General features: G+C 45.0%; 27 protein-coding genes. 7 read left to right on the top strand and 20 right to left on the bottom strand.

Annotated features, from left to right (window positions below):
- Positions 1–61: 61 nt before the first annotated feature.
- Together A8708_RS21355 and A8708_RS21350 are read right to left on the bottom strand one after the other, a co-directional pair.
- A complete protein-coding gene (locus A8708_RS21355) occupies positions 62–856 on the bottom strand; it encodes an SDR family NAD(P)-dependent oxidoreductase (RefSeq protein ID WP_068667166.1) in 795 nt (264 codons plus the stop codon).
- Positions 857–986: 130 nt separating this feature from the next.
- Positions 987–2,006 carry a helix-turn-helix transcriptional regulator gene (locus A8708_RS21350; protein ID WP_068667164.1) on the bottom strand — a complete coding sequence of 340 codons (1,020 nt, stop codon included), beginning with the start codon at positions 2,004–2,006 and terminating at the stop codon, positions 987–989.
- A gap of 156 nt (positions 2,007–2,162) precedes the next feature.
- Between A8708_RS21350 and A8708_RS21345 the strand changes: the two genes are divergently transcribed.
- Entirely contained in the window at positions 2,163–2,588 is a 426-nt protein-coding gene (locus A8708_RS21345) for an ester cyclase (protein ID WP_068667162.1), read from the top strand.
- A gap of 92 nt (positions 2,589–2,680) precedes the next feature.
- Here A8708_RS21345 and A8708_RS21340 read toward each other — a convergent pair whose 3' ends face one another.
- From A8708_RS21340 to A8708_RS21330, 3 genes are all read right to left on the bottom strand, one after another.
- Positions 2,681–3,631 carry an alpha/beta fold hydrolase gene (locus tag A8708_RS21340; RefSeq protein ID WP_068667160.1) on the bottom strand — a complete coding sequence of 317 codons (951 nt, stop codon included), beginning with the start codon at positions 3,629–3,631 and terminating at the stop codon, positions 2,681–2,683.
- Between the two features lie 142 nt (positions 3,632–3,773).
- Complete coding sequence (locus A8708_RS21335; RefSeq protein ID WP_068667158.1) at positions 3,774–3,992, bottom strand: YezD family protein; 219 nt, start codon at positions 3,990–3,992, stop codon at positions 3,774–3,776.
- Positions 3,993–4,011: 19 nt separating this feature from the next.
- Positions 4,012–4,842 carry an alpha/beta hydrolase family protein gene (locus tag A8708_RS21330; RefSeq protein WP_068667156.1) on the bottom strand — a complete coding sequence of 277 codons (831 nt, stop codon included), beginning with the start codon at positions 4,840–4,842 and terminating at the stop codon, positions 4,012–4,014.
- 327 nt (positions 4,843–5,169) lie between these two features.
- Between A8708_RS21330 and cysT the strand changes: the two genes are divergently transcribed.
- The 4 genes from cysT to A8708_RS21310 are packed head-to-tail and all read left to right on the top strand — an operon-like array spanning position 5,170 to position 9,038.
- Positions 5,170–5,976 (top strand): sulfate ABC transporter permease subunit CysT, encoded by an 807-nt coding sequence (cysT, locus tag A8708_RS21325; protein WP_068667154.1) that lies wholly within the window; start codon positions 5,170–5,172, stop codon positions 5,974–5,976.
- Positions 5,973–6,803 (top strand): sulfate ABC transporter permease subunit, encoded by an 831-nt coding sequence (locus A8708_RS21320; protein WP_068667153.1) that lies wholly within the window; start codon positions 5,973–5,975, stop codon positions 6,801–6,803. Before cysT ends, A8708_RS21320 begins: the two co-directional genes overlap by 4 nt.
- Entirely contained in the window at positions 6,793–7,878 is a 1,086-nt protein-coding gene (locus A8708_RS21315; RefSeq protein ID WP_068667151.1) for an ABC transporter ATP-binding protein, read from the top strand. Before A8708_RS21320 ends, A8708_RS21315 begins: the two co-directional genes overlap by 11 nt.
- A gap of 44 nt (positions 7,879–7,922) precedes the next feature.
- Positions 7,923–9,038 carry a sulfate ABC transporter substrate-binding protein gene (locus A8708_RS21310; protein ID WP_068667149.1) on the top strand — a complete coding sequence of 372 codons (1,116 nt, stop codon included), beginning with the start codon at positions 7,923–7,925 and terminating at the stop codon, positions 9,036–9,038.
- Positions 9,039–9,090: 52 nt separating this feature from the next.
- On the opposite strand, the gene A8708_RS21305 is transcribed toward A8708_RS21310, so the two are convergent.
- The 11 genes from A8708_RS21305 to A8708_RS21260 all read right to left on the bottom strand — a co-directional run bounded on the left by A8708_RS21305 (position 9,091) and on the right by A8708_RS21260 (position 18,578).
- A complete protein-coding gene (locus A8708_RS21305) occupies positions 9,091–9,873 on the bottom strand; it encodes a DUF817 domain-containing protein (protein WP_068667147.1) in 783 nt (260 codons plus the stop codon).
- On the bottom strand, positions 9,870–10,094 hold the full coding sequence (locus A8708_RS21300) for a hypothetical protein (RefSeq protein WP_204787608.1): 225 nt from the start codon (positions 10,092–10,094) through the stop codon (positions 9,870–9,872). Before A8708_RS21300 ends, A8708_RS21305 begins: the two co-directional genes overlap by 4 nt.
- Positions 10,095–10,274: 180 nt before the next feature.
- Positions 10,275–10,748, bottom strand: a complete 474-nt coding sequence (locus A8708_RS21295; protein ID WP_068667143.1) for an acyl-CoA thioesterase — start codon at positions 10,746–10,748, stop codon at positions 10,275–10,277.
- Between the two features lie 60 nt (positions 10,749–10,808).
- Entirely contained in the window at positions 10,809–11,987 is a 1,179-nt protein-coding gene (purT, locus tag A8708_RS21290; RefSeq protein ID WP_068667141.1) for a formate-dependent phosphoribosylglycinamide formyltransferase, read from the bottom strand.
- A 218-nt stretch (positions 11,988–12,205) separates the two neighbouring features.
- Positions 12,206–14,134: a nitric oxide reductase activation protein NorD gene (locus A8708_RS21285; protein WP_068667139.1), complete on the bottom strand. Its 1,929-nt coding sequence runs from the start codon at positions 14,132–14,134 to the stop codon at positions 12,206–12,208.
- 4 nt (positions 14,135–14,138) lie between these two features.
- Complete coding sequence (locus A8708_RS21280; RefSeq protein WP_068667595.1) at positions 14,139–15,029, bottom strand: AAA family ATPase; 891 nt, start codon at positions 15,027–15,029, stop codon at positions 14,139–14,141.
- Positions 15,030–15,313: 284 nt separating this feature from the next.
- Complete coding sequence (locus A8708_RS21275) at positions 15,314–15,988, bottom strand: hypothetical protein (protein ID WP_068667137.1); 675 nt, start codon at positions 15,986–15,988, stop codon at positions 15,314–15,316.
- Positions 15,989–16,017: 29 nt separating this feature from the next.
- Positions 16,018–16,173 carry a hypothetical protein gene (locus tag A8708_RS35560; RefSeq protein ID WP_157264935.1) on the bottom strand — a complete coding sequence of 52 codons (156 nt, stop codon included), beginning with the start codon at positions 16,171–16,173 and terminating at the stop codon, positions 16,018–16,020.
- Between the two features lie 147 nt (positions 16,174–16,320).
- Positions 16,321–16,800, bottom strand: a complete 480-nt coding sequence (locus A8708_RS21270; protein ID WP_068667135.1) for a hypothetical protein — start codon at positions 16,798–16,800, stop codon at positions 16,321–16,323.
- 48 nt (positions 16,801–16,848) lie between these two features.
- Positions 16,849–17,484, bottom strand: a complete 636-nt coding sequence (locus A8708_RS21265; protein ID WP_082927684.1) for a trimeric intracellular cation channel family protein — start codon at positions 17,482–17,484, stop codon at positions 16,849–16,851.
- Between the two features lie 17 nt (positions 17,485–17,501).
- A complete protein-coding gene (locus tag A8708_RS21260) occupies positions 17,502–18,578 on the bottom strand; it encodes a Gfo/Idh/MocA family protein (RefSeq protein WP_068667131.1) in 1,077 nt (358 codons plus the stop codon).
- 256 nt (positions 18,579–18,834) lie between these two features.
- On the opposite strand from A8708_RS21260, the gene A8708_RS21255 reads away from it, so the two are divergent.
- Positions 18,835–19,056, top strand: coding sequence for a hypothetical protein (locus tag A8708_RS21255; RefSeq protein ID WP_056621044.1), 222 nt, complete (start codon positions 18,835–18,837; stop codon positions 19,054–19,056).
- Here A8708_RS21255 and kapB read toward each other — a convergent pair.
- Genes kapB through A8708_RS21240 form a run of 3 tightly spaced genes read right to left on the bottom strand, consistent with a single transcriptional unit; the run spans position 19,053 to position 20,298 of the window.
- Complete coding sequence (kapB, locus tag A8708_RS21250; protein ID WP_068667129.1) at positions 19,053–19,439, bottom strand: sporulation phosphorelay system protein KapB; 387 nt, start codon at positions 19,437–19,439, stop codon at positions 19,053–19,055. The two genes, A8708_RS21255 and kapB, sit on opposite strands and share 4 nt — an antisense overlap.
- Before the next feature lie 14 nt (positions 19,440–19,453).
- The gene (locus A8708_RS21245) at positions 19,454–19,777 is read right to left on the bottom strand and encodes a thioredoxin family protein (RefSeq protein WP_068667127.1); all 324 of its coding nucleotides are present in this window, start codon (positions 19,775–19,777) and stop codon (positions 19,454–19,456) included.
- Between the two features lie 2 nt (positions 19,778–19,779).
- Positions 19,780–20,298 (bottom strand): hypothetical protein, encoded by a 519-nt coding sequence (locus A8708_RS21240; RefSeq protein WP_068667125.1) that lies wholly within the window; start codon positions 20,296–20,298, stop codon positions 19,780–19,782.
- Positions 20,299–20,371: 73 nt separating this feature from the next.
- On the opposite strand from A8708_RS21240, the gene A8708_RS21235 reads away from it, so the two are divergent.
- Positions 20,372–20,593: a hypothetical protein gene (locus A8708_RS21235; protein WP_068667123.1), complete on the top strand. Its 222-nt coding sequence runs from the start codon at positions 20,372–20,374 to the stop codon at positions 20,591–20,593.
- Positions 20,594–20,658: 65 nt separating this feature from the next.
- Here A8708_RS21235 and A8708_RS21230 read toward each other — a convergent pair whose 3' ends face one another.
- The gene (locus A8708_RS21230; RefSeq protein ID WP_068667121.1) at positions 20,659–22,272 is read right to left on the bottom strand and encodes an ABC-F family ATP-binding cassette domain-containing protein; all 1,614 of its coding nucleotides are present in this window, start codon (positions 22,270–22,272) and stop codon (positions 20,659–20,661) included.
- Between the last annotated feature and the right edge of the window lie 21 nt (positions 22,273–22,293).

The raw sequence follows: 22,293 nt of genomic DNA, 5'->3' as shown, positions 1-22,293 counted from the left end.
CATACACCTCCCCTTGATGATGGATCATCCCAAGTAAAATCCGTTTTCTTGATTCGATTCCTTAGAAAATTGTAGGCACCATCCCACCATCCATACGGATCGGAGAACCTTTAAAAGCTGAAGCGTAAGGGCTGCATAGGAATGTAGCTAATCTACCAATTTCAATTGGTTTAATAAATCGTTGAATTTCAGATTGAGGCAACATGGTAGACATCATTCTCTTCTCTTTCTCTGAAAATGTTATCTCTTCATCAGGGTACATGCCTTCGATTATCTCTTGTACATTTTCGGAGAGTGTTGGTCCTGGCATGATCGAATTGACAGTAACTTCTGTGCCTCTTGTTACTTTAGATAAGCTTTTGGACAGTGATAATAGCATTGACTTGGTCATACAATATTGTGGCATTTGCCCAGAAGGCATCAAGGCTTCTTCACTCGCGATAAAGATAATGCGCCCATAATTATTCTTCAACATTTTAGGCAAGTAAAATTTAGATAAGCCATTTGCAGCTAGAACATTGGTTCGGAAATACTTTTCCCATATTTCATCGTCGATGTCCTCATATTGCATCATTTCATAAATCCCCATATTGTTCACTAGAATATCAATGTCGGGGAATTTCGCAAATAGAGCCTCTCTTTGCCTCGAATTCACAATATCAGCAGTTGCATTTTGAGGTGAGGTAGCTGGGAAATCCGACTTGATTTCTTGAACAATACGCTCTACTTCTTCGAAGTTCCGTCCATTGATGAGGACATGAACACCTTCCTTGGCAAGTTCTATCGCAATCGCTTTACCTATTCCCTTCGTAGATCCTGTAACTAAAGCTGTTTTGTTGTATAATCCCATATCCATTGTGTTTGTCTCCTTTAATAAAGTAATCTTGAGAGCGGATAGTGATAATAATACTTGGTCTGGATGGTTCCGTAACTAGCCTATTACGCCAAAGTTCTTGCCTAACATGCCAATTATTAAAACAATATAATTAATCCTCAGTTGCACACGTCACGTTAGCAGCGCGCCAATTCGAAGGCGTATCATCTTCCCAATTGCGGAAAGCGCGGTAGAATGAATTCTGGTCTTCATATCCGATCATGAAAGCCACTTCTTTTATATCGAATGAAGGATCTGCTAAGTACTCCCTGGCCTGTTCATGTCTAACTTGCGTCAACAACTGCTGAAAGCTCGTACTTTCATCGCTCAGCTGGCGCTGCAAAGTGCGGTCGCTCATGCCTAATTCTTTCGCAACAGTATGCATATCGGGGCGTCCCCCTGTAAGGCTGCGTTTCAATATCCATTTGACCATCTCACTTAGCGATCGTCTCCGCTGCTGTTCATCCAAAGAGCGGTCCAGCACAGGCGTCAACATCTCCAGCAATTCTTCGTTGTACGACACAAAGGGGCGCTCCAAATCTCTTCGATACAGGGTCAAACGGTTACTTCCCGCACCAACCGCTACGTTGCAGCCAAAGTAGGCTTCAAGTAACTTTACATCACCCATGGGCTCTGAAAATTCGACGTATTTTGCCTGTAAAGGCTTTCCGGTGCCCCGTCGTCCGAGTTCGAGCAGGTATGCCAGTGTGATCCCAACCAACATGGCCGGACCAGGTTGCTCAGTCGTCAGCCAATTCAGTTCAATTATACAGTTCTCGCCCTCCTCAGTGATGTGTAAGCTCTCAGGCGGACACATTTGCTTATAACGAACCATTCGGTTCAATGCGTCACGATAGTCACGGGCGTGGTAGGTTGCTAAGACAGACGGTGGGTATTTGGCTGTTTCAAAGACCGTCACCAACTTAATAATGCCATGGGCAATGTCACCAATGAGTTCGGCGTATGCCTGCCAGATTGCAAAATATTGGCTAGTTGTCACTCCTTGTTCCGTAATGATAGTGAGCGGCAACCGCGCTTGGCGGACTAATTCGTGGGACGAAATCCCCAAGAGATGTAATCCTGACCAGAATCCTAATGGGAATTTAATTCGGTCTGAAGTAAGATCCTTCATCCATGGGAGCCTCCTTCATCTATTTATATTAGTGTAACACACTACCTTTGGAAATCGCTTGACCCATACCCTCCCCATCTGCCGCTTGCACTTCAACTCGCAATCCCATATACTAATCTACCAATCACTCATTCATCCATTTAAGGAGCGACCCCTATGACACCTTCACCAAGAGAAGTTGTGCATCAATTCTTCAACCTCGTCCGTTCTGGCCAACAGCCAGATGCAGCACATGACTATATGGCCGAAACAGTTCTAGCTCATCAAATGACAGCTGAAAACGAAACATCCGTCCATCGGACGCCGATTAATTACGCTGATCATGTGCGAGAAATGCTTGATACATACGGCAATTTCCAAATAGAAATTCAGGAACTCCTCGCTCAGGATGATCGAGTTTATGTGCGCTGGAAACAAACTGGCATACATGTTGGAGAAGTTGATGGCTTTCCACCTACTGGGAAACTCGTTATTGAAATCGCTAGCGCCGTTTATCGGGTTCATCAAGGCAAAATCGTCGAATATTGGATCCAAATTGATCGTGAGGGTATTCGTGCACAGCTTGAACGAAACGCTAAGTAGCAACTAGCGAACTTACACATCGGCACTTCCAACATTCGCGCCAAAAAAGCCATTCCCCACAAGCCATCAGGCTAATGAAGGAACGGCTTATTTCACTTCGCAATCCAACTATCTAACCTTGCGACAATGTCTCCCATTACCTCATCACGGTTAATTTCATTTAACATCTCGTGCCTGCCACCTGGATATAGTTTATAACTGATATCATGTATCCCTAACTTCTCATACGTCTGAATTAAACGGCGGACTCCCTTTCCTTGCCCACCAACAGGATCATCCTCACCTGAGAAAATATAGATGGGAACCTCTTTGTGAATGAGAGCCAGATGATGTGGTGTATGTATCTCCATTAACCCTTTGAAGAAATCCCTAAAATATCCCGATGTAAATATCACGCCGCAATACGGATCACTAATATAAGCATCTACCTCACGTTCATCTCGACTCAACCAATCAAAGGGTGTTCGATTCGGCTTGAACTTCGTATTAAACGATCCGAAAGAAAGTGCTGTTAACAACACACTCCGATAATGATCCCCTCGAATAGCGGCTTCCAACGTCGCAATCCCAATACCTACATGAAGTGCCGGACCTTCTTTGCCATTCGAACCAGATAACAGAATTCCTTGAACATGTGTTGGGTACCGTTCCATATAAGTTCCCATATAATACTGCGTTAAAAATGAGCCCATGCTATGTCCTAATACAAATAACGGCAGGTTTGACACTTCATAACGCGTACGAATCTGTGACGTCAGTTGCCCCATTGCATCCGCCATGGCATGGAAGCTATTCTTCCCAAACTTACCTATCGCCTCCAATGAACCCGCAGTTTGACCATGGCCCAAGTGATCATTGGCAAAGACTGCATACCCGTTCTTGGTCAAAACATCCGCTAATCGCTCATATCTGGCGGCTGTTTCTGCCATCCCGTGCGCGATCTGCACAATCCCTTTGAATTCCACATCTTCCGAAGGAAGCCACTCGTACACAAAGTGTTTGATTCCCTGCGCATCTTCCCGAATAAAGTGACCTTTACGCATAAGATTCTCCTTCCAAATCTCGCATCGACTCCTCCTTAGTATACGTCTTCTGACGAATGAAAACAGCCCCCATTCCAATTGGAATGAGAGCCGATTTATGAGTGCAATAAGTGAACCATTTACTTTTCAAGTAACTATTTGACTAAGCTTTACTTTTTTGTTTGGTTGTCGATTTCACAGCTTGTAAGGTGGCTTGCGCTTGCGGCGCAGCCGTTGTTTCGAATCTTTTTCTTTCTGTTTTATCAATCTGCGTAATCTTGCCATCATGAACCACAATTTGCACAGAACCATATTCAAGTCCATCTAAAATTTGCTTAATTCGCTCTACCCATATTTCGTCTAATTCCAGTGGTTTCGCCATCGTCATGCCTCCATGTCAATTAAATTGTCCAATCATTCCACTCTTTGTTTCGTTTATACGTATAGTTCAGCCAATCTCCCGTTTTCTCAAGCAATTCAGTCGTTGATGGTGTTGTAGAGTACGTATGATTTGCTTGAAAAACGAGCTCCAGGTCACATTGACCTTCTTTGCGCAGCCAGAACATCTTCTGATATAACGGCGCATAATCGACAGGAATGGTTTCGTCTGCTGTTCCATGAAGAACAAATACATCGCCAGTAAATTTACGTAATTGTTCAAACGGTTGATGCTGTGATAAAGAATCGAAGAATCGACTTGTTAGTTTATAGCCATGATGATCAATCGTACCACCCAGCGGCAGTTTCTCATATTCGTTTTTGCCGACGATTCGCATAATATCATTGTGGGGATGGGCAACAGCCGACCACAGGACAAGCGTTTTCACACGATGATCCTTAGCTGCCGTTAACACTGCCGCGGCACCTCCTAAGCTATGTCCAAGCAGTATCACTCTACTCAGATCCACACAATCAATGGAGACACCATAATCAATGACTCGTCGGGTCTGTTCAATAAGTACGTCTAACCCACCTGCGCCATAGTCTCCTGTACTCTCGCCACAACCACCGTAATCAAAACGAAGTACAAAATATCCTTGTTCGCTGAAAGAACGGGCTGCCTTTACAAAAAGCCGGTCAACACCGATTCGACTCCCAATAAATCCGTGGCAAATGATAATTAAGGGGTAGCGTTGACAATCGGGTTGAACCGCTGCGGTTTGCTGTGTAGGGTAATGTAATGTTGCGGCTAATTCGACATCGTCGCTCTGAATCGTGATGGCATGCTCCATGAAGGTATCTCCCTTTCGTTACTCATATTAATCTTATCTTTTTACTCGGAATTAAAATGTAAACCAATCTTAGCATGGGAAAGTACTGGTGTCAATCTATGTTTTACTTAATTATCCAAACATTTTTCATGAAAATGGATACACAATTTCCCTACAATGTATTCCTTTTTCCCAACAATGTCTCTCTACCATTATAGGAAAAAATAAATACTTAACATCACCAGATTTTCGCAAAATTACGTATTGACAGAATAATCCTGGCGCTGTTATAGTCATTTTATTAAAACCAAGTAAGTTGGTATGCTTTATAAGAATAGGTGGTGCTCCATGCGTAACAAGGTTTTTAAAGCGACGGTTCGATCCGTGCTTATAGGCTACTTAATTGTGCTTCTTCTTATCCCTATTGCCACCATCTACGTCAAAGGATTTTCACTCGGCTGGGAACCATTTTGGAAAGAAGTTACAGGACCTTTAGCATGGAAGTCAATTGTATTAACAGTGAAATTAAGTATTGTTGCAACGGTTATTCAAGCCGTGGTAGGAACGATCATTGCCTATGTTCTTGTCCGATATCGATTCCGGGGACAGAGTATTCTGAACAGCATGGTCGATCTTCCATTCTCACTTCCAACTTCCGTTGCAGGCTTAATGTTCCTCACCCTACTAGGACCCCAAAGTCCACTAGGAGCTTGGCTGGACTCAGTAGGAATCAAACTGCTTTACAATCAAACAGCCATTGTAATTGGTTTAGTCTTTGTCACTTTCCCATTCGTAGTACGAACAGTTCAACCACTATTAGAGCAGATTGATCCAGCAGAGGAACAAGCGAGTTTCACACTTGGTGCAAACAGATTCTATACATTTTACCGCATCGTATTGCCAGCGCTATTACCTGGTACGATTGCTGGTAGTATGCTCGCTTTTTCCCGATCACTTGCAGAGTTTGGTGCCATCTCTTTAATCTCCGGTAATTTACCCGGCAAAACGATGGTCGCCTCCGTCTATATATATGGTGAAACACAGAACTACAATCCTGAAGGTGCAGCTGCTATCTCACTTGTCCTCCTGACACTCTCCGTTCTGATTTTATGGGGAATCCATCTATGGACTCGCGGAAAGGGGCGGCTGGCATGAGAAAGTTATTGATTGGCATTTCTTTTTTGGTCATATTCCTACTAATCATATTGCCTTTCTTAGGTATTACCTTCGGGGCTTTTGAAGATGGCCCAATCGCATTCTTCGATGCACTCGTTCGACCAGAAGCGCTGCATGCCTTGAAGATTTCATTTATTATTGTAAGCATTGTTACCGTTCTTAATGCCATTATTGGTGTCTATATTTCAATAGAAATTGTCAGAGGTTCATGGATCTCACGTTGGTTGAAACCGATCATTAATGCCCTGATCGACCTGCCATTCGCGGTATCGCCTGTCATTGTAGGTTTGATGGTCATTTTGATTTTCGGACCCAATACCGCACTTGGTACCTTCCTCGAAGATCATAATATGAAAATCGTATATGCCATTCCCGGGATGGTTATTGCAACCATGTTTATTACTTTCCCCTTAATGGTTCGTGAAGTAGTTCCCTTGTTAGAAGAGATCGGGACACAATCCGAAGAAGCTTCCGCAACATTAGGCGCAGGACCCATTCGCACATTCTTCCAAGTGACATGGCCGAGTATTCGTTGGGGCGTTGTGTATGGCTTGATTTTGACAATCGCTCGCTCGCTTGGTGAATTTGGCTCCATTCTGGTTGTATCAGGTAACATCATTAATCAAACACAAACAGCAACGACACTTGTTTATCAAGATGCAGAACAGTTCCAACTCGTAGCAGCCAATAGCGTAGCTTTCGTATTAGGTCTTATCTCCATTACGATTTTATTATCGCTCGAATGGTTGAAACGTAGAAGCGAAGCAACGAGAAATCATGGAGGAGGATCCCCACATGCACATTGAAGTAACCAACCTGAATAAACATTTCGGTGATTTTCATGCGATCAAAGATGTTAATTTTTCAATAAAGGAAGGGAATCTAGTCGGTTTGATTGGGCCGAGCGGTGGCGGTAAAACCTCTATCCTTCGGATGCTATCCGGACTTGAAAGCCCAACAAGCGGTAATATTTACTTCGACGGCAAACTCGCGACTCACCTTCCCGTTCAAGAAAGAGGCATTGGTTTCGTTTTTCAAAGTTATGCGCTATTCAAGCATATGACGGTATTTGACAACGTCGCTTACGGATTGAAGGTACTCAAGAAGTCGAAGACTGACATTCAGGATCGCGTAACGTATCTCGTCAACTTAATGGGACTCTCGGGTCACGAGCGAAAATATCCGCATCAACTATCTGGCGGCCAACGTCAACGGGTAGCTTTCGCGAGAGCACTAGCACCAGAACCACGATTACTTCTACTCGATGAGCCTTTCGCCGCGATTGATGCCAAGATTCGTAAAGAACTACGTGTTTGGCTGCGTAATCTGATTAATGAATTTAAAGTAACGACTCTCTTCGTCACGCATGATCAGGATGAAGCGATCGAGGTTGCCGATGAAATCATCTTGGTTCAAGGCGGTAAAATCGAACAGCAAGGAACTCCATGGGAAATTTATACGAAGCCTGCTTCCTCATTCGCAGCTTCCTTCATTGGTGAATCCAATGTACTTCCCTCCTATGCGCCACTTGTTGGATTCCCTACACTAGCTGATCTTCATCAAGATGGCAAATGGCTTCCTCATGTGAATGTGCTTATACGTCCTGAGAACATCGAAGTGCGTCCGCACAATGTCAGTCACTTGGCTACCGCTGGGGAAAAAGGCAAAGTAACGCATGTTCATTTCCGCGGCGATTCCTGGTATCTAGAAGTGGATACAGGCGCTATCAAGCTTTTCGCCTACCAGCCCGTGAAAGAGCGAATATATCAAGTTGGCGATGAAGTGAATATTCTTATCCACCAGATTTCCGTATTTACCCAAACAGGAACAACCTGGATTGATAATCAGGCCAAACAAGATCCACAGCCTGTCTTCATATAACCAAATACCAAATAAGCTTTAGAAAAGAAGGGGAGTTGTTAACCATGAAAAATTTCAAAACGCTTGGCCTCGTTACTGCAGCTTTATTCACAGCAAGTATTGCACTTACAGCTTGCGGATCCGGTTCGACGAAGTCCGCTAGCACAAGTGCTCCATCTGCGGCTGCAACGACAGCAGCAACAGCTGCGGCTAGCACGACACCGAAAGCTGACGGCGGAAAAGTGACGATTACAGTCGGTGCTTACTCCATTTTGAAAGAATCCTTTGATGTCATCCTGCCAAAATTCAAAGAAGATTATAAGAAGAAAACCGGTACAACGGTTGAATTCCAAGAGTCCTATGTAGCATCCGGGTCACAAGCTACAGCGATCATCCAAGGCTTTGAAGCAGATATTGCTCCACTCTCTCTTGAAGGTGACATTCAAAAAATCGTGGAAAAAGGTCTAATTACGCATGATTGGAAAAAGACGCCACAAAAAGGTTTCGTAACAACATCTATCGCTGCTATCGGTGTGCGTGAAGGGAATCCGAAAGGCATTAAAGATTGGTCTGATCTAACGAAGCCAGGCGTTGAAGTTCTTATTCCGAACCCAAGCACATCTGGTGGTGCAAAATGGGATATCAACGCTGTTTACGGAGCTGGGCTCAAAATTTCCGAAGCTGCTGGTAAACAAGATCCTGCTGTAGCCAAAGATCTCGTAGCTAAAATTTACAAGAACATTAAAGTACTTGATAAGAGCGGTGCCGATTCCCTTGCAACTTTCGATAAAGGTGTTGGCGATGCCATCATTACGTATGAGAATGAACTTGTTGCTCGTATTCAAACAGGCAAGAAATATGTAGAAGTGATTCCACAATACACCACTTCCATTGAAAATCCAGTTGCTATTATCGATAAATACGTAGATAAGCATGGTAATCGTGCAGCTGTTCAAGCGTTCTATGAGTACTTGTTCTCTGTTGATGCTCAGAAAGTATTCGCTGACAAAGGCTTCCGCTCTGTTCTTCCAGAAGTCGCTAAACAATATGAGAAAAACTACACAACACCTCCAGGCCTATTCAATATTGAATACCTAGGTGGTTGGGACAAAGTGAACAAAGATCTTTACGGTAAAGGCGCTATTTGGGAAACCATCCTTGCCGAAGGCGGAGCTAAATAAACGAAATGCAAAAAGAACCCCCAGAAGCCATTACTACTGGGGGTTCGCTATTTCATGCACCTTTAACTTGCTTTGGATATTTGATCCGCTTCAATTCCGCCACGATGATGATTGTAATAATGACCAACATAAACCACGAACTAATTTTACCCCAATGAACGATCCGCCAAGATAACTCTTGGTCAGGGTAGCGCCAAGCACCAAGGAATGTAGAAATATTTTCAGCCAGCCATATAAAGAAAGCAACTAGCATAAAGGAAAGAATCGTATGTATCCGATAGGTCTCGGTTGAGACTGTGAAGCGAATATGAGATTTGTAGAACAGGATCACGATCAAGGCAATCAGAATCCATCTGACGTCAACCATAAAATGGTGCGTAAAAAAATTGGCATAAATGCCTATAGACACTAGAATCGCCATGTATTTGCTCGGCCAGTTAATGAGATGCAAATCAAATCGTTTCCACGCCTGACACACGTAACTTGAGACACTGGCATACATAAAACCGCTGTACAGCGGAACTCCGGCTATCTTGGTCACACCCTCTTCTGGATATAACCATGACCCCATGTGCACTTTATACAACTCAAGACAAAGGCCGATAATGTGAAATACGGTAATAACCTTTAGTTCGTCTACGCTCTCTATCTTCGTCCAAACCAAGATCAATTGCGCAAGAATACACACAAGTAAAATGAAATCATAGCGTTGTATGAATGGCAGTTCCACGACTTTGGATAAGGCCAAGGTCATAAAGATGATAACTGGAAAAATACAACATAACGCTTGCTTCCAACCGAAGATGAAAAAATCTTTCACATATTCACGCTTCATTCGTTCTCCTGAGTTCCATTAGATTTCATATAGTTGACCTCTGCATGATTCACGTTAACCAGTTCTTCATCGATGATTGAATCATCCAGCTTACTTACTTGTTGCCGCCAAACTTCGTTGCCTCTGTACCACTTATTTGAAGTTTCGTAGAACGAGTGATTCTTTTCCTGGACGCGAAGCCTATATAAGAATGGAAATCCTTTGCCTAGCCGTTGTTTCATGTCAACAAGTCCCACTGATTTTTCATCCTTATCTGTTCAGATATATTGGAGGCGTCTCTTCCTCTCTTCATTTGACTCCTTAACCAATCAAAAAGTTGTGAGATGTATGCTATTTCCAAAGAAAAAAAGCAGCTCCCTTGATGGTAGGGAACTGCTTACATGAACAGACGGATGGCAACTTTACAGTCGCGCTTGTTTACGAAGTTTTCGAGCGGTAAAGCGAGCTTCCGCGGATTCGAACAGTTTCTTCTCTTCATCTGTCTCTGCAATAATGCCAGGCACTGGACATGGCTGCCCCGCTTCATCTAACGCAACAAATGTCAAGAATGACGTGGCTGTATGCTTTTTCTCACCAGTCAGAAGATTCTCGGACTCGATTTTGACATAAACCTCCATCGAACTCCGATGGGTCCACGTAACAAATGCTTCCAATTGAATGGCTTCGCCAAGCTTAACCGGAGCGAAGAAATCCAAGCTATCACTCGACGCTGTTACCACACTCTTACGACAATGGCGCATGGAGGCAATCGTGGCAACTTTGTCAATATATTGCATCACACGGCCACCAAATACAGTGTTATGGTAGTTCGTATCCGCCGGTAAAATAATTTCTGTCAACACGGTTCGAGACAGTCTTGCTGCTTTAGGTTCCATAATGCTTGCCTCCGGATGATGACTTCAGACATGGTGTACAACGTACTTTAGTCATTCAATTTAGTTGTAATTCAATGTGAGCTTACTAGCCGCTTCTTTTGCAAGGCTGCGCGCTTCTTCCACAGTATCCCCCGAACTCAAAGCAACAGCCATGCGGCGACCTACTTTGGTTTCTGGTTTGCCAAATACTCGAACTTGGGTATTCGGTACGGATAATGCTTCATCAATACCGCTAATTGTATACTCCACTTGTTCACGATCAGCTTTCAGCGTATAGCTGGCTCCTGGCGTCAACAAGCGAACGCCAGTGATCGGGAATCCAAGAATAGCTCTTGCATGAAGCGCGAACTCACTGAGATCTTGCGTAGCCATTGTCACCATACCTGTATCGTGCGGACGCGGGGATACTTCGCTGAAATATACGCCATCTGCGGTTAGGAATAATTCAACGCCATATAGACCGTAACCGCCAAGTGCGTCTGTAATCGTTTTTGCCATGAGCTGTGCATCTACGATTTGTTGCTCTGACATTGTATGCGGCTGCCAGGATTCGATGTAATCGCCGTCTTTTTGAATATGACCAATTGGTTCACAGTAGGTTGTTCCGGATACAGATCGAACCGTCAATAATGTAATCTCAGACTCAAAATGGATAAATTCCTCCACGATAACACGCGCATTCTTGGCACGTCCGCCTTCCATCGCGATATTCCAAGAAGCTTCTACACCTTCAGGCGTACGGCAAACGCTTTGCCCTTTGCCAGATGAACTCATGATCGGCTTAATGACACAAGGTGTTCCGATTACGGCAACAGCCGCGTGCAATTCTTCCAGACTATTGGCAAACTCATATTTGGCTGTGCGCAGCCCAAGCGTTTCGGATGCAAGTCGACGAATCCCTTCTCTATCCATTGTCAAACGGGATGCTGTAGCAGTCGGGATCACACGGTAGCCTTCTTGCTCGAGTTCAACAAGCACAGATGTCGCGATCGCTTCAATTTCCGGCACGATGAGATCTGGGCGTTCTTTCTCGATTACTGCACGTAACTGTTCACCATCCAACATCGAGATCACGTGACTCCGATGTGCAACTTGCATGGCTGGAGCGTTCGCATAACGATCCACGGCAATTGTCTCAATACCGAGTCGCTGAGCTTCAATAATCACTTCTTTACCTAGCTCACCAGAGCCAAGCAGCATAATTTTTTTAGACTTGTTAGATAATGGTGCTCCGTACATAAGATGAAATGCCTCCTAAATGAATAATGAGTATAAGTTATAAAAGATGATTACGTATGTGATTTATCCAGCTTTTGTCGGAGTTTGGTGAAATTTACCTAGAATTACCCTGATCTATTGTACTGGATTTTGAGGTTAAAAGATAGATGTCAGACTATCATTCCAATCTCGCACGGTGTCGCTGACGCGTAGCACAGGTCAAAATCCTCACTCATGGATCAAGTGCTAATGGACTTCAGCAGAAGCTTACGTAGAATTGGCACTAGCTGTTCATGTAATCCTTCTACATTCGGAACAACGATAGAGCTTCGCCCATACATATTACGCATCGCATTCCGTTGTGTTTCATGCACAGTGCCATTGGCCAGAAATACGCTGATTACCTCGATACCCATGCGTCTCGCCTGTAGAACAGCTTCATGTGTATCTAGAATGCCGAGATCATTGTAATTGGCTGCCGAAGGCTCCCCATCCGAGAATACGAGGAGGATGCGCTGCCGCTCTGTGCGCCGCAGCAGCCGCTTCATCATCTCGCGAATCGCGAAGCCATCGCGATTATCCTGCTGCGGCTCCAGCTGCATCAGAGCCGCTCCGCTCCCGGCCGCGAGGCAGGAGCCGAAGTCCACCGCAACCTGGAACAGGTTCGGTGCCTCCTGCTCTGTCACGCGGTCCGCGTCCTCCCAGAATCCCACAATTTCATGGGGGATTCGAAGGTTTCTCAGGGTCTCGTGGAATAGCACGAGACCGAGCTTGGTTTCGTCCATTTTGTCATACATGGACGCTGAGCAGTCGACGAGCAGCGCGAACGCCGCGTCGAGTTGGGGGACTGGCGCACGCTTCTTATAGAAGAGGCGCGGCAGCTCTTGTGTAACGGCTCGCGTCAGCCGCTTGTCGAGCCGCCCGAACAGGCGGTCGCCGCGCGGGGCGATCCGACGCTGCTCCAGCGTGCGCCGTATCGCACGCTGTAAGGGCTTCGCGAGCGGCGCTGCGCGCTCGCGGAGGCGCCTGAACCCGTCCTCCTGCGCAGCAGTAGGACGTTCAGGCAAGAGCCAGGTCGCCGTCGTATACGCGGCGACCTCGCCCTCCCCGTGCCCCGCGGCAGCGGGCACGGAATGCCCTTGGCGCCGCTCAGCTGCGGCGCCAGTGCGCTGGGCGCGCTGCGAGCGCCCCTGGGTGATGGCGAGCGCCTGATCGGCGGCATCGCCTTCACGGGGCGCAGAGCCCTGCGCGGCGGTGCGAGCGCCGCGCTCCAGCTCGAACCGCAGCAGCCCGGGGCTGCGGTCGCTGGTCTCACGATGCCAAGTCGGCATCCGCTCTTGGCCGGGCAATTGACGCTCCCCCTCTTGATCGGGGAGCACATCATCGTTCGCGAGTCGCTTCGCCCGCTTCAATTCGCCTTTGTAATCAGCAGGCAAAGGCTCTTCACTACCGCTTCCTTGCTGCATCCAGAAATATGCTGCCACAGCATCACGTTCTAACCAAGGGAAAAGCGTCTCTGCTATGCGTTCACACAAAACCGCAACCCTAGCGGTATGCTCAGCTTCCTCTACTTGTTCAAGCAATGCGTAGAGGTCTACCAACCGGGCAGCTAGCTCTTTCCCCTGCACAGAAGAGAACGTTTCACTCTGCCAAGACTTACCTGTGAACCAACCATACACGAACAAGAGGAAGGCATCCGCCATTTCACCTTTACTCACATGTGTTCGGAGCTTATGCTGGAAAAATCCACCCAAGATATGATGCCGATGAGCAAAGACAGCACCCATGCCAGGACGCAGCGTACGGCAAATTCGCTCCAAGCGCATATCCTCGCAAAGTGCAAATAAACTATTGGCCAGCTTGGGATACGTAACACCCCCACAGTAGTGGAGGTAGTCGGTGACGGCCTCCCTTCCTGTAAACCATGCACTGCCTAAACAGCGTAGATACACATCGCTTTTCATACCGGCTGTTTTGTCACGCAGAGGATAATCCCACCAAAACTGACTCACCGTCATTAGCAAAGCAGTCTCATCGTAATGCGCATGGTAACCAGCCTCGACTTCAAGCTTTCCACGTTTGGTAAATAAACGAGCCAAATCCACCAACTGCATATGGAGCATCGCATCGATTTTATCATCTAAACGGCTAAGGCTTCCTACAAACATGTCGCTACAGTAACGTTTCAGCCGTATTCATCACGGCCCCACGTTCCCTTTCATCTTCTAGCTTATCCGCAATTGCACGTGAAACTGCCCGAATCGGTGGGATGTAAGCAGCCAAATCACAAGCATCTAACAAAGCCCTAATTGAACCTGCTTCATCGGGCAATTGCCCCATTTCAATCAGGGTGAGTAGATCTGCGGATAGTCGAACGAACGTGCGCAAGAGCTTTTCATCCCGCAGCACAGAACGACTTTTCAACAACTGAAACAACAAATCCCCTTGCAAATAAGGCACTTCCACGGTAACAAACCGATTTTTCAGCGCTTCGTTTAACGGGACAGTACCTATGTAGCCTTCATTTATGGCTGCGACAACTCTAAAATTCGGATGCGCAGTGATCACTTCACCTGTAAAAGGATTTGTAATCGAACGGCGGTGATCTAACACACCATTGATAAGAGGAAGTGTTTCTGGCTTAGCCATATTAATCTCATCAATATAGAGCAAGTGTCCTTTGGTCATCGCTTTCATAATTGGACCAGGGATAAAAGCAATTTGACTCCTGCCTTGCTCATCGTGAGTTAATGTTTTGAAACCAAGCAGCGCTTCCGCATCCAGATCCGTGGAACAATTCACACTATGCATAGGGAGATGAAAAACAGCAGAAACGTGCTCTGCCAGTTTCGTTTTACCTGAGCCAGTCGGCCCCTTTAAGAGAACGTTTTTGCCCAAATAAAGTGATAGGATCGTATCGGTCAGCAGTTCCTCTGTAGGCGCTTCATATGCCGCAATTCCGATTAGCTTACTGTCTTCAGACGTATAAAGGATCTGTTTATGCTCCTCCAAATGCGTTCTAACCTCAAGTGGTAAACCATCTATTTGCCTAACATCAGTCATCATCGCTTAAGTAGTCCTTTCCTGATTGCAGTATTCTCTAACTATTATCAGGAAAGCGCGAATTGTCAAGCTTCATCAGGTTAGCCAAGTCTCCTCAATGACAGAATGGGCATAGAAAGCCATTGCTTCTCCACAAGAAGGGCAGCTCGGTTTAGACGAAATATCATTATACACTTGTGCCAAACTGTAGGCTGTTTCATAATTGATTGCGATCATCACATCGTCTTTGTGGACATATTCACATATTCTTGACGAACAGTAAGCGCGAACCTTGTATTTATTGCTCATTTGGGAGGATTGAACGTATATTGCACCATCGTATTAAATTCATGCAAATACATGTCCATCCGTTTATTTTTTCGTTGCTGCATATCGTAGTACATCATTCGGTTTACGAACAGTGCATTGGACGATATAAAAATATGCGAATCCGGATAAATACGCGTTAACACATGTCGAATCACATTGATGCTATCACTAGGTATAGGCTTGGCAGTCACCCAATCCATCTGTGCGCCCATGCCAGATCCGAATAATCCCGCTTCTGTTGCTGAATCATTATATTTACTTAATTGTTTAGCTTTCTCATTCATACCTTGATCCTGGTATTCACCCATATCAACAGCTACGTATATATTGGTGTCAGTCATTGCAATTGCAGATGAGCCCAAGTGAGCTGCCTGCATCACTTGATCTGCTACTTCGCGATTCATAGAGAGATAGGTATTGCGGTGTAAATCTTGCTCCTGTAGGCGCGATTGACCACGTGTTTGATCCATTTTACTCTCAGTTGCGGCTTCTTTCGCATGTTCTCGATGCTTCGCATCTTCCGAATCAGATAACCCAACACTCTGAATAGACACCGACGCCTTTTCTAGTTTGTTGGAGTGCATTGTAGAACACCCCGTCAACCCGACGAAGGCAGCCGTCATGATGACTGACATTTTCACAGCTTTCATCGTCATTCCCCCTATTTTCTCTGTATGTATTACTTGTTTGCTTGTCCTTCCGCTTCCTTGGCATACGCAATTAGCGCAATATCATATCCTAATTCTTCTTTCATGCGAGCTTCTAAATTTCGAAGATCTTGCATTAAATGTTCATGAATACCTAAATTGGCAAAATGATAAGATTCCATCTCCATCTACAAATGTCCCCCTTTCTTAACTCCAAATATCACTACTGTTAATATGGTCCATTTCCCTTATTTTTACTAAACGTCTACACAAAAAAAACCTCTATCGCCGCCACTCAATTGCGTGGTTTCGAAGAGGTTCATTTCATGTTCTTGCTATTCATTTTTCTTACGGGTCTCATCCATGTCTTCCAAAAGCTTACGGACGGCATCCGGGTCTACATGACCTTGCTCATGAAAGGCTTTGAGCTTCTGCAGAAGCTCCGCGGCAATCGCATCATCTTCGGATTGTTCCTCTTCGTGCGATGGATCCCACCAGATATAGAAGCCTTCTGGCCCATTTCTCAGAAAGGATGCTTTCCAATGTTCGGGATAGGCATATCCCTGCTCGCCAAAAATCATACCAAGCACATCATCATTCTCTATTGGCATCAAGTAATGGAAGGATTCAGGCTCACCCGTACTCGTGAAATCTCGGTGCATGTAGGCGTAATGCAAGTAATGTTCACCGGTCTCAGCATCCTTGGAAATTTCATACAGGTCTAACTCCGTTTGCAACAATTCCTTCACAGAAATAATACGGGATGCTATCATCTCAGCTGAAATTTTCTGTTGCTGTGTGAAAGATGTTTCCATTTGACATTCCTCCTATCTCCAAGCCAATATCAAACAAGCTGAATGGGACTAAGAATCCGATCTTCTTACGGATTCCGCTAAAGAATCACGCAAAGATCGTTTCGGCAGCTTCCATTTATAGTTAACTGAGAACATACGTAAAATGACAATAAGTGCAAATAAAATAGCTAACTGCCACGTTCCTTGCGACCACCCAAGTCCAACCAATGCACCTGCAAGCATACCCCAAACGGCATAAATTTCATCCTTAAGCACAAGGGGTTTACGACCGGCCAACACATCGCGAACCATGCCTCCGCCAATCCCAGTTAATACAGCGGCAACGATAATTGCGCTTAATGGATGACCCATATTGGTTGCATAAAGCGCTCCTTGGATCGCGAATGCCGCGAGACCAATTGCATCGAAGAAAGCTTCCCAAGTTTTCCACATGCGAATATATTTGACAGGCATTAGGAACACAACTGTCATCGCAAACAAAGCGATTTGAAAGTACATCCCCTGCTCCCACAGCAAGACAATCGGTTTACCGATAAGCATATTCCGAATGATTCCGCCGCCAAAGGCTGTCACAAGCCCAAGTACATACACACCTAAGATATCATATTCCTCTTCCATCGCCACAATCGCACCACTGACTGCGAAGGCGATCGTCCCGATGATACTAAATAACTCCCAGTTCACTTGCTTGCAGCCCCTGTCTACTCGATGTCCCAGTTCAATTTCACTTCATCGCCCGTTTGCGACGAACGGTAAATCGCATCTAGGATCAAATTATTGGTATAACCTGTCATGACAGAGGTAATCGGCTGAGAACCACTCGTAATACTGGACAAGAAATGCTGCACCATTCGTGCACGTGGATCATCATTCGCTGCAGGAGCCGAAAGTTCCGTTTCTACGATCCGATCGAATTTTTCTGCAAAAAGCTTCCCTTTTGCTCCTTTTAAATACGCGCCGCCTTCCGAACCTAACAATTGGACAACGGGTAAGTTATCTGTTTCAAGCAGGCCAGCCCAACTGACATCTAAGGAAAGTGTTGCCCCATTGTCAAACTTAACCAAGGCTGTTGCTAAATCTTCTACGTCAAATTTCCCATTCCAATCCGGAGCTCCCCAAGTCCCAATCCCTTGCTTACGAGGTCCAAATTCGGCATAGGTTGCACCATATACGGAAACTGGTTTTGGATTCCCCATCAAGTACATGGTTAAATCCAACATATGTACACCAAGATCAATAAGAGGACCTCCGCCTGACTTCGCCATTTGCGTAAACCAAGTTCCCCAGCCTGGAATGCCTTTGCGTCTCATATAGCTGGCTTTCGCATGATAGATATGACCGAGGGCACCTTTTTCTACTTGCTCCTTCACAGCCATCGACGATGCTTCCCAACGCATTTGGTGAGGAATCATAACTATCTTGCCCGATTTGCGCTCTGCTTCAACAATTTGACGAGCTGATGCTAAGTCGATCGCCATCGGCTTTTCCAGCATGACATGCTTGCCCGCCTCTAATGCTCTCACCGCAATGGGTGCGTGCCACTCATTCGAAACAGCTATGACAACGGCATCAATGGAAGGATCGTCTAACAATTTATCTGAATTTGCATATACCTGTTCAATGTTATGATCTTTCGCTCTCATCTCAGCAAGCGGTAAATAGACATCTGTCACTCCTGCAAGCTGTGCCCAGGGTATCGTTTTAAACGTCTCCATGTGTACATTTCCGATATTTCCGGCGCCGATAATCCCTATGCGAGTTGGTTTTGCTACTGTCATTTCTGTGACCCTCCAGAACCTGTTAGAATACAATCTTATCTATTATAAATGGGGTTAACCCTCCCCGCAACCACGAATCTAGCCCTCCAAAAATTATCTTATCGGAACTAGCCCTGTAGCGCTATTATTCACATATAATAAAATGCTAAAACTTTTTTAATAGTTGAACGCAAACATATTTAACATTTGAAATGTATCCTAAATAGTGTAAGGAAGTTACAAAAGGAAAGTTACCGTGTAAAGGAGGGCTTTGAATATGCAAGCAAACACAATTCGTTTCAAGAATAAATCGATCCCTGTGATGAATTTCACTCATAAACGTTCCCAAATGGAGTTACTATCGACTAAATTGAAGGAATACGAACTACATTTTGAATTTCGCAGAAAATTAAAAATGATCTCGATGATCGAGATCATTGGTGATGTCGCTATTTTCAAATACAATGATGGCACGAAGTTGTACTTAGAAGTTTCCTAATTGGAAGGTGGAAAATATTCTTTACTCAACTGATCAAGCTCCTGCAGAGAGCGTCGGGCCCATGCTTCCATGTCCGACAGCTTATCGATCTGAGCCAATAGCGCTCTCTTCAGAGACACTTGGTAATCCGGTACCTCACCCGAATAAAGACGAATCGTGCCAATCGGCATTAAGGCAATTTCTTGATGGGATAATGCTCTTCTTTGATGAAAAAAAGCTACGCTTGGATCCATCGGATTATGTAAATCCCCTTGAGTTGGGTGCTCCTTCACAGCAAGAATACGAACAGCCGCCTTCATACTTGAAGTTAACTCAACAACCTCACCATAATAAACCCCTGCCTTATACTCAGCGATCACGCTGTCTCCGATTTGAAAACTCATTATATTAACAACTCCTATTCTTGGTGTACTAATGGTATTAGTCTACGATATAATTCATCCACGGATTGCATCCGATACATATACTGCTTCTCTTTCCCAGGTTCGATAATGACCACACAAGGGACACTTGCAATTCGCCACTCTTGACTGAGGTGGGGCAGGAAATTAATGTTGCTCTTCACTAACGGCAAGTTCGGCTTCATTGTTAGAATAATGTCCAGCATTCGCTCTGTTACTTTGCATGTACCACATAACGGTGTGTACAAGAAGACCGCAAAGGAACCTTCGCTTACTTGATTAACTTTGTCTCGAAGTTCTTGCTGCGATAACTCTTGCATCGTTATGCCCCTCTTTCATCGAGCCAAACAATGCTTTGGAACGCATAGTCGATCAGGTCAGAGAAGTCGTCCAGATGACTTTCATCAATTTTGCGGCCAAAAGACAGCGTAATGAGATTACGGTACTTATCCGGCTGTTCCCCAAATAGGTACGAAATTTGTTGGGTAATACGTGGTCGTTGCTCCCAAATCGCATTCAATTGCGCTTCAATCATCGGACAATCCACTTCGGGATCATTCACATACGTATGAAGTTTAATTAACAGTTTACATCCAGGCTTAGCTGTTGGATTTTCCAAAATCTCAGCTGCCAAATCACTCAAATGTACATGTAAGTAAATTTCCGCAAGATTCGGCTGTCCAACTTGTCTAGCAAATTCTATAGCAAATGTGCGAGACATCGAGGACAAGTTAACCAAATCTTCTCGTCGAGTTATGATGATTTTACCTTCCAAATCCAAATCATAGACGGCCCCTTCGAGCACGACTTTGATATTGTCATAGATCGTTGGATCAAACATCCCCACACACCTTCTTTCATCTTTTCTTTGATTCGATTATACTATGGATATACCACGTAAAGAAGGTGTTCTTATGTCAGACAAGCCTCAAGATCAGCAAGCCGACCAGGTCGAGCCACAAGGTATCAAAAAAGTAAGTTTAGCCGACGCGATCAAAGCGAAACTAGCTCAGAAACAAGCGGATCAAGCCGCAGCACGCGCTAACCCGAAAGCTGCAGGAAATGCGAACCAAACTGCCAAAAGCCAAATGACCAAAAAAGTAAATAACCAACGCCGTCGCACCGGCGGCAGCTAAACTGCACTTTGTGTAGCTAAAAGCGCCCTGAGAGTAACACTTCAGGGCGCTTTTTTCTTTATTTCTTACGCGTAATGAATTTCGCGTTGTTTTTTTACATCTTCGTTTTCCAAATACTCATCGTACGTCACCATTTTGTCGATGATACCTTTCGGTGTCAATTCCATGACGCGATTGGCAATCGTTTGAATGAACTGATGGTCATGGGAAACGAACAGCATCGTACAGTCGGAATCAACGAGACCATTGTTTAATGCAGTAATGGATTCCAAATCCAAGTGATTCGTAGGCTCATCAAGAATTAGTACATTCGCACCGCTCAACATCATTTTGGAGAACATGCAACGAACTTTCTCTCCACCGGAAAGGACATTCGCTTTTTTCAGCGCTTCTTCCCCAGAGAACAACATACGTCCTAAGAATCCGCGAAGGAATGATTCATCCGGATCTTTGGAATATTGACGCAGCCAATCCACGAGCGTTAGATCGGAATTGAAGTAATCTTGGCTGTCTTTTGGGAAATAAGCTTGCGAAGTCGTTATGCCCCATGAGAATGTGCCGCTGTCTGCTTCCAATTCGCCCATCAAAATTTTGAAAAGCGTCGTTTTGGCAATACCGTCTAGCCCCACGAAAGCGACTTTATCCCCTTTGTTAAGGGTAAAGGAAACATTGTTTAGAACTTTAACGCCATCGATTGTTTTCGTTAGACCTTCAACAGCCAACAATTGCTTACCAGCTTCACGCTCACCTTTGAAGTGAATGAACGGATATTTACGGGAGGACGGACGAATATCTTCAAGCGTAAGCTTTTCCAATTGCTTTTTACGGGATGTCGCTTGCTTGGATTTGGAGGCATTCGCACTAAAGCGCGCGATAAAGGCTTCCAACTCTTTACGTTTTTCCTCCGTTTTCTTATTCGCATCACGCTGCAAACGAAGTGCCAACTGACTGGACTCATACCACCAATCATAGTTACCGACGTACATTTGGATTTTACCAAAGTCGATATCTGCGATATGTGTACACACTTGGTTCAAGAAGTGACGATCATGTGATACGACGATAACTGTGCCTTCGAAACGTGACAAGAAGTGCTCAAGCCATTTAATGGATTCCATGTTCAAATGGTTGGTAGGCTCATCGAGTAGAAGAATGTTCGGATTACCGAAAAGTGCTTGCGCTAAGAGAACGCGAACTTTTTCGTTACCATCTAGATCCTTCATTTTCGTATCGTGCAAGGATGTTGGGATCCCAAGACCGATTAGAAGCTCCGCTGCGTCGGATTCAGCTTGCCAGCCGTCAAGATCTTGGAATTCGCCTTCAAGTTCAGCTGCTCTCATGCCATCTTCTTCGGAGAAATCCGCTTTGGCATATAGGGCATCCTTCTCTTCCATGATTTTATACAAGCGGGAGTGACCCATAACGACAGTTTTCAATACTTCGATTTCATCAAATTCGTAGTGGTTCTGCTTAAGGACAGCCATACGCTCACCTGGCGTAATGCTAACTTCACCAGTATTCGGCTCAATCTCACCTGATAGAATTTTAAGAAAAGTAGATTTACCTGCACCATTTGCTCCAATTAAACCATAGCAATTTCCTGGTGTGAATTTAATATTGGCATCTTCGAATAGGGCTCTCTTGCCGTAACGAAGCGTCACGTTGTTAACATTAATCATAGGGACTATATACCTGCCTTT

The organism is Paenibacillus oryzisoli (assembly GCF_001653565.1).
Lineage (GTDB): Bacteria > Bacillota > Bacilli > Paenibacillales > NBRC-103111 > Paenibacillus_E > Paenibacillus_E oryzisoli.
Note: the sequence above shows the minus strand (reverse complement) of the source record. Positions and strands in the feature narration are given on the sequence as shown.